Genomic DNA, 13371 nt, shown 5'->3' with positions numbered 1-13371 from the left:
TGATCCTCCTGGACGCTGGTCGCCTTCACAGGTGATTCGGAGCCGGTGCGTCGCCGGATTGGCCGTGGGTCACGATTTCCGCGTGGTTCCCGCGGTGCGCTGTTCGGCCGTCCGTGTGATGTTGCGGGCCATGCCGCCGAAGACGAGCGCGTGGAACGGCGAGACGCTCCACCAGTATGCGTGCCCCAGCAGGCCGTGCGGATGGAACAGCGCCCGCTGCCGGTAGCGGGTGCGGCCCTTGTCGTCCTGTTCCGCGTACATCTCCAGCCAGGCGAGACCCGGCAGTCGCATCTCGGCCCGCAGCCTCAGCAGCCGCCCCGGTTCGATCTCCTCGACGCGCCAGAAGTCCAGCGAGTCGCCCACCCGCAGCCGCTCGGCGTCGCGGCGGCCCCGCCGCAGGCCGACCCCGCCGACGAGCCGGTCGAGCCAGCCGCGCACCGCCCAGGCCAGCGGGAAGGAGTACCAGCCGTTGTCCCCGCCGACGCCTTCGACCACGCGCCACAGGGCTTCGGGCGAGGCGGCCACGGTCTGTTCGCGCCGGTCGGTGTAGAGGCTGCCGCCCGCCCAGTCGGGGTCGGTGGGCAGCGGGTCGCTGGGGGCGCCGGGCACGGAGGCTGACGACCACCGAGTGCTGACCTTGGCCTCCTTCACGCGTTCGAGGGCCAGGGCGAGCGCCTTGTCGAAGCTGATCGGGACGCCGGGTGCGTCGGGGACGTGGTCGGCGATGTCGTGCTCGTGGCAGACGACTTCGTAGCGCAGCGACTCGGCGAGGGGCCGGGCGATGGAGGCCGGTACGGGGGTGATCAGGCCGACCCAGTGGCTGGAGAGGCGCGGGGTCAGCATGGGGACGGGCACGATGAGGCGGTGGGGCAGCTTCGCCACGATGGCGTACTGGCGCATCATGTCGCGGTAGGTGACGACGTCCGGGCCGCCGATGTCGAAGGCGCGGCTGACCTCGTCGGGCATGGTGGCGCTGCCCACGAGGTAGCGAAGGACGTCGCGCACGGCGATCGGCTGGATCCGGGTGCGCACCCAGCTCGGCGTGACCATGACGGGCAGGCGCTCGGTGAGGTAGCGCAGCATCTCGAAGGACGCGGAGCCGGAGCCGATGATGACGGCGGCGCGGAGCATGGTGGTCGGTACGCCGGACTCCAGGAGGATGCGGCCCACTTCGGCCCGTGAGCGCAGGTGCGGCGACAGCTCCTGTTCCGGTACGCCCTCGGGGGTGAGCCCGCCCAGGTACACGATGCGCCGCACGCCGGCGGCGCGGGCCTGCTCGGCGAAGATCCGGGCCGAGGTGCGGTCCGTCTTCTCGAAGCCGGATCCGGTGCCGAGCGCGTGAATGAGGTAGTACGCGACGTCGATGTCCCGCATGGCCGCGCCGACCGACTCGGCGTCGGACGCGTCGCCCCGCACCACGTCGGCCCGCCCGGCCCAGGGGTAGTCGCGCAGCTTCTCGGGCGAGCGGGCCAGGCACCGCACCTGGTGCCCGGCGTCGAGCAGCTCGGGGACGAGGCGCCCCCCGATGTAACCGGTCGCCCCGGTCACCAGGCAGCGCAGCCCCTGCGCACCTTCGCCGCTGTCCATGGGCACCTCCGGCCTCAAGTCACGCCACGTCCCGCCAGTCCTCGGCTCCACCATCTCCCGGGGACGGCCTCTCGCGCGCGGTCAGGGCTGTCAGGGCTGTCAGGGCGATCAGAGCGCAGGCGGCGGTGCGGTGCTCCGGCGCTGGACGAGCCTCGTGGGCACCAGCGTGGTGCCGCGCTCCGGCGTGCTCTGCCGCATCTGGCGCAGGACGCCCTCGACGCAGCGGCGCCCCACTTCGGCGAAGTCCTGGTGGACGGTGGTCAGGGGCGGCTGGAAGGAACCGGACTCGGGGATGTCGTCGAAGCCGATGACGCTGACGTCGGCGGGCACCTCGCGGCCGCGTTCGTGCAGGGCGCGCAGCAGGCCGAGGGCCATCTGGTCGTTGGCGGCGAACACCGCCGTGCAGTCCGCCTGTTCGGCGATGCCGAGCCCGGCCCGGTAGCCGGACTCCGCCGACCAGTCGCCGCGCACGAGCGGTGGCGGGACGCGTCCGGCCTCCTCCAGCGTCGCTCGCCAGGCGTCGGCGCGGCGTTGCGCGGCGTACGAGTCCTCGGGTCCCGCGAGGTGCCACACGGTCCGGTGGCCGAGGTCGAGCAGGTGCCTGACGGCGTCGCGGGTGCCGCCCGCCTGGTCGGTGTCGACCACGGTGTAGCGGTCCCCCGCGTCCGAGTCGGCCACGACGACCTGGACATGGGGAGGCAGGGAGAGGGCCGCCGCGTCGAGCAGGTGCTTCTCCATGATGACGATGACGGCGTCGACGGCGAGCTCCCCGAGCCGCGAGAAGGCGCCGCGCACCTCGTCCTGGGTGGGGACGGCGACGGGGAGCAGGGTGACGGCGTACCCCTCCTGCGCCGCGGAGGTGGCGATCGCGTCGATGGTGCGTACGTTGCCCGTGGTGGAGAGGGTGAAGGTGATCAGGCCGATGGTGCGGAACTCGCCGCGTTTGAGGGCGCGGGCCGCACTGTTGGGCCGGTAGCCGAGTTCCTTCATGGCGCCGAGCACCTGCATGCGGGTCTCCTCGGTGACGCCCGAGTACCCGTTGGAGACGCGGGAGACGGTCTGCGAGGACACGCCGGCGAGCCGGGCCACGTCGGCCATGGACGCACTGTGCCCGCGGCGCCCGGCCCGTTCCGCCATGCGTTCTGCCGTGCGTTCCCCCGGGGCGCTGCTCACCGGAATGCCGCTCGCCGGAGTGCCGCTCACCGGGGTGCTGTCCGTTGCTTCCACTGTCTCCCTTGCTCCCACCGTCTCGCCCGCCGCGTCCAACTCAGTCTTCTCCAGCGACCCTTGACCGTCGCCATCGGGGCGGTGTAGACATTCCGCCACCGAATGTTTACGTAAACATAACACTCAGCGGCGCCTGGCTCAGGCCCTTGTCACACCGCGATGTTTACGCAAACATCGCGGCACGTGACGCCGGCTCCGAGATGGACGAGCGAGGAAGAACATGACGACGCTTCACCTAGAGGGGGCCGCGGCGCGGCGTCCCGCTCCACCCCCCTCTCCACGGAACCGCCGTTCCTGGACGGGCTGGGGTTTCATCGGCCCCTTCGTGGCGGTCTTCGCCCTGGTCTTCCTGGCGCCCCTCGCCTACTCGGTCTACCTCAGCCTCTTCCGTGACCAACTCATCGGCGGCACCACGTTCGTGGGCCTCGACAACTACGAACAGGCCCTGACCGACAGCCAGTTCTGGGCGGGCCTGGGCCGGGTCTCGCTGTTCCTGGCGGTCCAGGTCCCGATCATGCTGGGCATCGCCCTGCTCGTGGCCCTCGCGCTGGACAGCGGCCGCCTGTACGGCAAGGACTTCTTCCGGATCTCGGTCTTCCTGCCCTACGCCGTACCCGCCGTGGTGGCCTCGCTGATGTGGGGCTTCATGTACGGCACCCGCTTCGGGCTCGTGGGCGACATCAACGACGCCCTGGGCGTCTCGCTGCCCGACCCGCTCTCGCCCTCGCTGGTCCTCGCGTCGATCGGCAACATCGTCACCTGGGAGTTCGTGGGCTACAACATGCTGATCTTCTACTCGGCGCTCCGCGTCATCCCGCACTCCCTCTACGAGGCTGCGGAGATCGACGGCGCCGGTCAGCTCCGCGTCATCACGGCCATCAAACTCCCCGCGATCCGCGGCGCCCTGGTCATCGCGACGATCTTCTCGATCATCGGCAGCTTCCAGCTGTTCAACGAGCCGAGCATCCTGCAGAACCTCGCGCCCAACGCCATCACCACCGACTACACCCCGAACCTCTACACGTACTCGCTGTCCTTCTCCGGCCAGCAGCAGAACTACTCCGCGACGGTCGCCATCGTCATGGGCCTGATCACCATGGTCATCGCGTACGTCGTCCAGCTGCGCGGCATGCGCAAGGGAGCGTGACCCGATGACCGGACCCAGCAGCCCCGTCACCACCGCCTCCCCCACCGTTCCCGCCCCCGCCCGCGCCCCGGGCGCCGCGCCCCGGCTGCGCACACCGCGGGTCCGCACGTCCCGCCGGCACACCGCGGGCCGCCCCCGGCGCAGCGTCCTGCTCACCGTGCTCACGAGCCTCGTCCTGCTCTACAGCCTGGTACCGCTGCTGTGGCTGGTGATCAGCGCCACCAAGACCCAGGAGGGGCTCGCCGGTTCGTTCGGCCTGTGGTTCGGCGGGGACTTCGCCCTGTGGGACAACATCAGCGCCACGTTCACGTACAACGACGGCGTCTTCACCCGCTGGTTCCTCAACACCCTGCTGTACGTGGTGGTCGGGGCCGGGGGCGCCACCTTCCTCGCGGTCCTCGGCGGCTACGCGCTCGCGAAGTTCGACTTTCTCGGCAAGCGCGCCGTCTTCGCCGTCGTCATCGGTGCCGTCGCCGTGCCCGGTACGGCCCTCGCGGTGCCCACCTTCCTGATGTTCAGCAAGATGGGCCTGACCGACACCCCCTGGGCCGTCCTCATCCCCTCGCTCATCTCGCCCTTCGGCCTCTATCTGATGTGGGTCTTCGCCACCGAGGCCATCCCCACCGAGCTGATGGAGGCGGCCCGCATCGACGGGGCCAGCGAGCTGCGCACCTTCTTCCAGGTCGCCCTGCCCCTGCTCGCGCCGGGAACCGTGACCGTCCTGCTGTTCACGATGGTCGCGACCTGGAACAACTACTTCCTGCCGCTGATCATGCTCAAGGACCCGGACTGGTACCCGCTGACCCTGGGCCTGGACAGCTGGAACGCCCAGGCCGCGACCGCGGGCGGCGACCCCGTCTTCCACCTGGTGATCACCGGTTCGCTCATCACCGTCCTGCCGCTGATCGCCGCGTTCCTGCTGCTTCAGAAGTACTGGCAGTCGGGGCTGGCCGCCGGAAGCGTCAAGGAGTAACTCCCGCACGCCAGTCGACCCCTGTTCCACCCCCTTGTAGGACCACGGAGAAGTGGAAGCATCGCCATGCCCAAGAACACCCGCCGCCTGCTGCGCGGCATAGGTCTCGTCTGCGCCCTCGCCCTGGGGGCGACCGCCTGCGGCGGCTCCGACGACGACTCCGGCCAGAAGCAGGTCTCGGCCGCGGACATCGAGGCGGCCCTGAAGAAGGGCGGCAAGGTCAAGGTGTGGGCGTGGGAGCCCACCCTCGACAAGGTCGTCACCGACTTCGAGAAGGAACACCCCCGCGTCGACGTCGAGTTGGTGAACGCCGGCACGAACAAGGACCAGTACACCGCCCTCCAGAACGCCATCTCGGCGAAGAAGGGCGTCCCCGACGTCGCGCAGGTCGAGTACTACGCGCTGAGCCAGTACGCCCTGACGAAGTCCGTCACCGACCTCACCCCCTTCGGCGCGGACAAGCTCGCCGACTCCTACTCGCCGGGCCCGTGGAACGCGGTGAAGTCCGGTGACGGCGTCTACGCCCTGCCGATGGACTCCGGCCCCATGGCCCTCTTCTACAACAAGAAGGTCTTCGACAAGCACAAGATCAAGGTGCCGACGACCTGGGACGAGTACCTCCAGGCCGCCCGCAAGCTGCACAAGGCCGACCCGAAGGCGTACATCGCCAGCGACACCGGAGACGCGGGCCTGACCACCAGCCTCCTGTGGCAGGCCGGTTCACGCCCCTACAAGGTCGACGGCACCAAGGTGGGCATCGACTTCTCCGACAAGGGCGCCCGCGCCTACACCGAGACCTGGCAGAAGCTCATCGACGAGAAGCTCGTCGCGTCGATCAACCCGTGGACCGACGAGTGGTACAAGGCCTTCGGCGACGGCACCGTCGCGACCCTGCCCACCGGCGCCTGGATGCCCGCCAACTTCGCCTCCGGCGTGAAGGAGGCCTCCGGCGACTGGCGCGCGGCGCCGCTGCCGCAGTGGACCGCGGGCGCCAAGGCCAGCGCCGAGAACGGCGGCAGCTCGCTGGCCCTGCCGGAGCTCGGCAAGAACAAGGAACTGGCGTACGCCTTCGTCGAGTACGCCAACTCCGGCAAGGGCGTGCAGACCCGCATCTCGGAGGGCGCCTTCCCGGCGACCACCAAGGACCTGAAGTCCAAGGCGTTCCAGGACACCGAGTTCCCCTACTTCGGCGGCCAGAAGGCCAACAAGGTCTTCGCCGAGTCCGCGGCGAACGTCGCCGACGACTGGAAGTACCTGCCCTACCAGGTGTACGCCAACTCGGTCTTCAACGACACCGCGGGCAAGGCCTACGTCTCCGGCACTCCCCTGTCCAAGGGCCTGAAGTCCTGGCAGGACGCCTCCGTGAAGTACGGCTCCGAGCAGGGCTTCAGCGTCCAGAAGTGACGCGGCGCCACGACCGCACTTCCTGGTACGTCCCCAGCACCCCCGAGCACTCCCTTGCACCCCCGAGCAACACTCCCCGGAAGGACCACCATGCCCCCCACCCTCCCGTCCCGGCTGCTGCGCGGACCGGACGGTGACGCCACACCCCGGCTCGTGTACGGCGCCGACTACAACCCCGAACAGTGGCCGCGCGCGGTCTGGGAGGAGGACGTCCGGCTGATGCGCGAGGCCGGCGTGAACATCGTCTCCGTGGGGATCTTCTCCTGGGCCCGCATCCAACCGGACCGGGACACCTGGGACTTCGCATGGCTCGACGAGGTCATGGACCTGCTGCACGCGGGCGGCATCGGGGTCGACCTGGCCACCGCCACCGCGTCCCCGCCGCCCTGGCTCACCGCGGCGCACCCGGAGATCCTTCCGGTGACCGCGTCCGGTGAGACGGTGTGGCCGGGGGCGCGCCAGCACTGGAGGCCGACCTCGCCCGTTTTCCGCGAGCACGCGCTGCGCCTGGTGCGCGCGATGGCCGGGCGCTATGCCGAGCACCCGGCCCTGGTGGCCTGGCACGTGTCGAACGAGCTGGGCTGCCACAACATCTACGACTACTCCGACGACGCGGCCCGCGCCTTCCGCGACTGGCTGCGCGCCCGCTACACCACCCTCGACGGCCTCAACCACGCCTGGGGCACGGCCTTTTGGGCGCAGCGCTACAGCGACTGGCAACAGATCCTGCCCCCTCGGCTCGCGGCTTCGCACCCGAACCCCACCCAGCAACTGGACTTCAAGCGCTTCTCCTCGGACGCGCTGAAGGAGTACCTGCGGGCGGAGCGCGACGTCCTGCGCGAGCTGACACCGCAGGTGCCCATCACCACGAACTTCATGGTGATGGGCGGCACCAAGGGCATGGACTACGCCGACTGGGCGGGTGAGATCGACTTCGTCTCGAACGACCACTACGTGGTGCCGGGGCCGCAGGCCCGGGACGAGCTGTCCTTCTCCGCCAACCTCACCAGCTCCATCGCGGGCCACCGCCCGTGGTTCCTCATGGAGCACTCCACCAGCGCCGTCAACTGGCAGCCGGTCAACCTGGCCAAGCGCGAGGGCGACCTGGCCCGCGACTCCCTGCTGCACGTCGCGCACGGCGCCGACGCCGTGTGCTTCTTCCAGTGGCGCCAGTCGGCGGCCGGCGCCGAGAAGTACCACTCGGCGATGGTGCCGCACGCCGGAGCCGACAGTGAGCTGTTCCGCGCGGTGACCGGCCTGGGGCAGACCCTGAAGGCGCTCGCGCCCGTCGCGGGGACCGAGCGCGAACCGGCGCGCGTGGCCGTCCTGTTCGACTGGGATTCGTGGTGGGCAAGCGAGCAGGACTCCCACCCCACCTCCCTCCTCGACTACCATCAGGAGGCCCTGGACTGGTACTCCGCGCTCCTGGCCCTCGGCGTCCGCGCCGACGTCGTGACCAGGCGGACCGAACTCGCCCCGTACGACGTCCTGATCGCGCCCGTGCTGCACGTGGTCCCCGAGGCGCTGGCCAAGGACCTCACGCGCTATGCCGAGGGCGGCGGCCATCTGATCACGACCTACTTCTCCGGCATCGTCGACGAGAACGACCACATCTGGCTCGGCGGCTATCCAGGAGCACTGCGCGACCTGCTCGGCATCCGCGTCGAGGAGTTCGGGCCGCTGCTCGCCGACGACACGGTCGAGCTGGACAACGCCACCACGGGCACGGTGTGGAGCGACCGGATCACCGTCACGGGGCCGGAGGTGGAGGTCCTCGCCCGGTACCGCACCGGTGCGTACGCCGAGCGTCCGGCCGTCACCCGCCGTGCGGCCGGGCGGGGTTCGGCGGCGTACGTCTCCACCCGGCTCGGCACGGACGGCCTCGCCGCCCTGCTGCCGCGGCTCCTCGCCGCGGCCGGAGTCGGCAGCGAACTGCCCGCCCCCGCGCGCGGACGCGTCGAGCTGGCCGTACGCCGGGACGCCGACAGCCGCTACCTGTTCCTGGTCAACCGGACGGACGACACCGTGCCGCTGCCCGGACTGACCGGAGACGTCCTGATCGGCGGGTCCCGGGATGCCGCGGACGGCGGTCTCGTCCTGCCGCCCAGGGACGTCGCGGTCCTGCGAACGACCAACCTGCGATCGACCAACCCCTGACACCACCGAAGCGCACCTACGTAGGGAGCACACGTTGGCACCTCGTACCCGCACGCGTCGCACGCGCACAAGTCGTCCCCGTACGAGACGACTCCTCGGCATCGTCGGCATCACCGCCCTGGCCACCGGGGCCGCCCTGCTCACCGCCCCGCCGCAGTCGGCCGCCGCGGGGTCCGCGGCCGTCACCGTCCGGCCCGACCCCTCCTACCAGCACGAGAAGTTCGAGGGCTGGGGCACGAGCCTGGTCTGGTTCGCCAACGCCACCGGCGACTACCCCAAGGAGATACGCGAGAAGCTGGCCCGGCTCCTGTTCGGCGACGACGGGCTCGCCCTGAACATCGCCCGCTACAACATCGGCGGCGGCAACGCCCCCGACGTCAAGGACTACCTGCGCCCCGGCGGCGCGGTCGACGGCTGGTGGAAGGCCCCGGCGGGCACCACCCGCGAGGACACCGACTGGTGGAGCGCCACCGACCCGGCGGACTGGAACCCGAAGGCGGACGCCACCCAACGCTGGTGGGTCGACCGGATCAAGGACGACGTCGACCACTGGGAGACGTTCAGCAACTCTCCGCCCTGGTTCATGACCGAGAGCGGCTACGTCTCGGGCGGCTTCGACGCGAGCACCGACCAGCTCAAGACGGAGTCCGTCGACGATTTCGCCTCCTACCTGGTGGGCGCGACCCAGCGCCTGGAGAAGGCCCACGGCATCAAGGTCGACACCCTCGACCCGTTCAACGAACCCAACACGAACTACTGGGGCACCCGCCTGGGAGTGGACGGCGAACCGGTCGGGGGCCGCCAGGAAGGCGCCCACATCGGCCCCGAGCTCCAGCAGAAGGTGATCGGCGCGCTCGACCCGGCGCTCGAGAAGTCCACGACCGGCGCGGAGATCGCCGCGATGGACGAGACCAACCCCACCACCTTCACGCGCAACTGGAACACCTACCCGCGGGAGGTGCGGGACGCCGTCGGCCAGATGAACGTCCACACCTACGGCACCGACGGACGCACCAGCGTGCGCGACCTGGCCAAGGCGGCGGACAAGCCGCTGTGGATGAGCGAGGTCGAGGGCGACTGGGGCGACGGGCAGGACTTCGACGACATGCGCCCGGGCCTCGGCATGGCCCAGCGGATGGTCGACGACCTGCGGGAACTGGAGCCCAAGGCCTGGGTGTTCTGGCAGCCGGTGGAGGACTACGACAACATGAAGCCCGGTGGCGAGTCCGCCAAGGGCGGCAACTGGGGCAGCATCCAGCTGCCGTTCAGCTGCACCTCCAAGGACACCCTGGAGACCTGCCCCATCCGGACGAACACCAAGTTCGACACGGCCCGCAACTTCACCCACTTCATCAAGCCCGGCGACCGCCTCGTCAAGGTCGACGACACCTCCAGCGCCGCCGCGGTGACCCAGAAGGGCAACGGGGCGACGGTCGTCCACGTCAACAGCACGACCGAGGAGCGCGCGGTCACCGTCGACCTGTCCAAGTTCGGCCAGGTGAGCGGCAGAGCCACCGTCACCCCCGTGGTGACCAGCGCCGACGGCAAGCTCGAACGGCACGCCGCCCTCGATGTCAGCGGCAAGAAGGCCACCTTCACGGTGCCCGCCCAGTCGGTGACCTCGTTCCTCGTCGAGGGAGTCTCGGGCGTCGCGAAGGACGCCGCCCTGCTGCGGAAGAACCACACGTACGAGCTGACCGGCGTCCAGAGCGGCAAGGACCTCACCGTCGCCGACGACGGCACCGGCCTGGTCATCAAGACCGCGGCGGACACGGACGGGCAGCGGTGGCGGCTGCGGCAGATCAGCGGTGACACCGGCAACCAGCGGCGGTACGTGTTCACCGACCCGGCGGGAGAGAAGCGGCTGGCCGTCCGGGACGGCGCCCCGGTGGCCGAACCCGACACAGGGCCCCGCGACAAGGCCGTCCAGTGGATCATGTCCACGACCGGTGACGGCACGTGGACCCTGGTCAACGCGGCCACGGGCAGGCTCCTGGAGGTCGGCGGCCAGGCCACGCACGACGGAGCCGCCGTCACGACGTGGACACCGAACTCCGGAGCCAACCAGCGCTGGAAGGTGACCGATGTGACGGCCCGCGCGTCCGGCTCGCAGCGCGGATAGCCGTGCCACACCGCAGGGGGTCCGATTCACCCGTCGGGCCCCCTGCGGTGTGTGGCTCGCCGCCGTCTCCGCGAGGCTGGGCGAAGGCCCTTGTCCGATGGTGATGGGAGAAACGGCCTCGCGGGGGGTACCCGGCTGCACCAGCGCCGTGCTGACCACGTACCGAGGCTTCGCCGTGGTGCCCCATCGGTCCATCAGGAGAAGACATGACCCCGCAACGCGAGACGGTTGACGAGTCGTACTGGATGGCGACCACGCCCGGTACCGGGTATCCCACCCCCGACACCGATCTGACGGCGGAGGTCGCCGTCGTCGGCGGTGGCATCGCCGGGCTCTGCACCGCCTGGGACCTGGTCCGCGCCGGCCTCGACGTCGTCGTCCTGGAGGCGGACCGGATCGCCGCGGGCGTGAGCGGCTACACCACGGCCAAACTGACCGCCGCGCACGGCCTCGTCTATGCCGGCATCGAGGCGAAACACGGCGCCGACGACGCCCGCCTCTACGCGCTCTCGCAGCAGGAGGCGGTCGAGCGGACCGCCGCCCTCTGCGCGGAGCTCGGCATCGACGCGGACCTGGAGCAGGCCCCCGCCGTCACCTACGTACAGGACCCCGGACGTGTCGACGAGGTGAAGCAGGAGGCAGCGGCGGCGCGCCGGGCCGGGCTCGATGCCTCGTTCGTGACCGAGACGGAACTGCCCTTCGACATCGCCGGCGGCGTACGCGTCGACGGCCAGCTGCAGTTCCATCCGCGCAAGTTCCTGCTGGCCCTGGCCGAGAACATCACCCGCGCCGGGGGCCGCATCTTCGAGCGCACCCGGGTCACCGGCCTGCACGACGGCGCCCGGTGCCGCCTGACCACCGAGTCCGGCGCCACGATCCGGACGCGCGACGCGGTCGTCGCCACGCACTACCCGGTCTTCGACCGCACCCTGCTCTTCACCCGCATCAAACCCCGCAGGGAGCTGGTGATCGCGGCGCCCGTCCCGTCGGACACGGCGCTTACGGGCATGTACATCACGCCGGAGCACGGGACCCGCTCCCTGCGCAGCGCCCCCTACGACGCGGGGCGACGGCTGCTCATCGTCACCGGGGAGTCGTTCGAGCCGGGCGCGGGCGGCGTGCGCGAACGGTTCGACCGGCTCGACTCCTGGGCACGCGAGCACCTGCCGCACTTCGCCGAGGCGGACAGCGCCTACCGCTGGGCCGCCCAGGACAACGACTCCGCCGACCACCTGCCCTACGTGGGCCACGCCCACCCCGGCACCCAGCACGTCTTCGTCGCCACCGGCTTCGGCGGCTGGGGCATGAGCAACGGCGTGATGGCCGCCCGCCTGCTCACCGCGCATATCGCCGGAGGGCCCCGGCCCGCCTGGACCGACCTGTACGACCCGCGCCGCCTGCCCCCGATCCGCGACGCGGGCCAGATCGCCTCCTACCAGGCGTCCGCGGCGAAGCACTTCGTCGGCGACCGGCTGCACACCAGCCACGTCGACTCCCTGACCGACATCCCGCCGGGCAGCGGAGCCGTCGTACGCCTGCACGGCAAGCGGTGCGCGGTCTACCGCGACGAGAGCGGGCACGCCACCGCGCTCTCCGCGCGCTGCACCCACCTGGGCTGCCTGGTGCAGTTCAACGACGCGGAAAGGGTCTGGGAGTGCCCCTGCCACGGCTCACGCTTCGCGACGGACGGCTCGGTCCTGCACGGCCCCGCCACACACCCCCTGGAACCCCGCGAGACCCCTGACCCCCCGGCGTGATCCCGGAAGGGCGCGACGGCGGGACTATCCTGGAGCGTGACAAGGACCAACGGCAGCCTGTGCCCTCAGCTGCTGGAGGTAGCCATGGAAGGCGAACGCCCCGGCCGTCACGTCGGCGAGCCCCCGTTGCACACGCACCGCGCGCGTCGCCTGGGCCACCTGCTCACCCACCTCTACATGCCGCTCTTCCTGGCCCTGGCCGTGCTCTTCGGGGTGTGGGCGATCCGTTCCCTCGGCGGCGACCCGCCCAGCCCCTGGGCGCTGGCGGTCCTCGCGCTCCTCTTCGCGGTGCTGGCCCTCCTGGCCCTGGCCGTCTTCTCGGCCCTGCACCACCGCCACCGGGACCACTGAAACAGGAAGGGACGACATGGCAGGCCAGCAGGCTGTGATGCGAGAACTGCTCACGACGTCGGGACAGACGTACGCGGCGGAGGCGGGCATCCGGCTGACGGACACTCCCCAGCCGCTCTACCGCACGCTGGTGCTGTCCTGCCTGCTCAGCGCCCGGATCAGGGCCTCCGTCGCGGTGGCGAGCACCCGTGCGCTGTACGAGGCCGGGATGCGCGGTCCGCGGCAGATGGCCGACGCCACCTGGCAGCAGCGGGTCGACGCCCTGGGACGCGGCGGCTACCGGCGCTACGACGAACGGACCGCGACCCAGCTCGGCGACGGCGCCCATCTGGTGCTCGACGAGTGGGGCGGGGACCTGCGCAAGGTCCGTGAGAAGGCCGACGGGGATGCCGCGGCCCTGAAGCGGCTGCTGCGGAAGGTGCCGGGCCTCGGCCCCGTCGGCGCGGACATCTTCCTGCGCGAGGTGCAGGACGTATGGACCGAGTACGGGCCCTGCTTCGACGCCAAGGTCCTTCAGGGGGCCGAGCGCCTGGGCCTGCCCCGGGACACGTCCGCGCTGCTGCGGCTCGCGGGCGACGAGAAGCCGGGCGTGACGGCCGCGGCGCTCGTCCGGGCCGCCCTCGGCTCCTCCGGCTCCTCCTGAGGT

General features: G+C 70.8%; 10 protein-coding genes. 8 read left to right on the top strand and 2 right to left on the bottom strand.

The features are described 5' to 3' along the window. Positions 1-69: 69 nt before the first annotated feature. Together ACIGXX_RS00345 and ACIGXX_RS00340 are read right to left on the bottom strand one after the other, a co-directional pair. Positions 70-1587 (bottom strand): SDR family oxidoreductase, encoded by a 1518-nt coding sequence (locus ACIGXX_RS00345; protein ID WP_351157327.1) that lies wholly within the window; start codon positions 1585-1587, stop codon positions 70-72. Between the two features lie 108 nt (positions 1588-1695). Next, a complete protein-coding gene (locus ACIGXX_RS00340; RefSeq protein ID WP_361473253.1) occupies positions 1696-2685 on the bottom strand; it encodes a LacI family DNA-binding transcriptional regulator in 990 nt (329 codons plus the stop codon). A 349-nt stretch (positions 2686-3034) separates the two neighbouring features. Between ACIGXX_RS00340 and ACIGXX_RS00335 the strand changes: the two genes are divergently transcribed. From ACIGXX_RS00335 to ACIGXX_RS00300, 8 genes are all read left to right on the top strand, one after another. Then, on the top strand, positions 3035-3961 hold the full coding sequence (locus ACIGXX_RS00335; protein ID WP_351157329.1) for a sugar ABC transporter permease: 927 nt from the start codon (positions 3035-3037) through the stop codon (positions 3959-3961). 4 nt (positions 3962-3965) lie between these two features. After that, on the top strand, positions 3966-4934 hold the full coding sequence (locus ACIGXX_RS00330) for a carbohydrate ABC transporter permease (RefSeq protein WP_399971376.1): 969 nt from the start codon (positions 3966-3968) through the stop codon (positions 4932-4934). Positions 4935-5000: 66 nt separating this feature from the next. Beyond that, a complete protein-coding gene (locus ACIGXX_RS00325) occupies positions 5001-6338 on the top strand; it encodes an ABC transporter substrate-binding protein (RefSeq protein WP_383816414.1) in 1338 nt (445 codons plus the stop codon). Positions 6339-6428: 90 nt separating this feature from the next. Continuing rightward, on the top strand, positions 6429-8495 hold the full coding sequence (locus tag ACIGXX_RS00320; protein ID WP_399971374.1) for a beta-galactosidase: 2067 nt from the start codon (positions 6429-6431) through the stop codon (positions 8493-8495). Positions 8496-8529: 34 nt separating this feature from the next. Then, positions 8530-10617, top strand: a complete 2088-nt coding sequence (locus ACIGXX_RS00315; RefSeq protein WP_399971372.1) for an RICIN domain-containing protein — start codon at positions 8530-8532, stop codon at positions 10615-10617. Between the two features lie 206 nt (positions 10618-10823). Further along, positions 10824-12374: an FAD-dependent oxidoreductase gene (locus ACIGXX_RS00310; protein WP_351157340.1), complete on the top strand. Its 1551-nt coding sequence runs from the start codon at positions 10824-10826 to the stop codon at positions 12372-12374. Between the two features lie 84 nt (positions 12375-12458). Next, entirely contained in the window at positions 12459-12725 is a 267-nt protein-coding gene (locus ACIGXX_RS00305; protein WP_399971369.1) for a hypothetical protein, read from the top strand. A gap of 16 nt (positions 12726-12741) precedes the next feature. Continuing rightward, positions 12742-13368, top strand: a complete 627-nt coding sequence (locus ACIGXX_RS00300) for an endonuclease (protein ID WP_351157344.1) — start codon at positions 12742-12744, stop codon at positions 13366-13368. The last annotated feature ends 3 nt before the right edge of the window (positions 13369-13371 follow it).

The organism is Streptomyces sp. NPDC055243 (assembly GCF_044544025.1).
In the GTDB taxonomy this organism is placed as follows: Bacteria; Actinomycetota; Actinomycetes; order Streptomycetales; family Streptomycetaceae; genus Streptomyces.
This window is presented reverse-complemented; position numbering and strand designations above follow the sequence as displayed.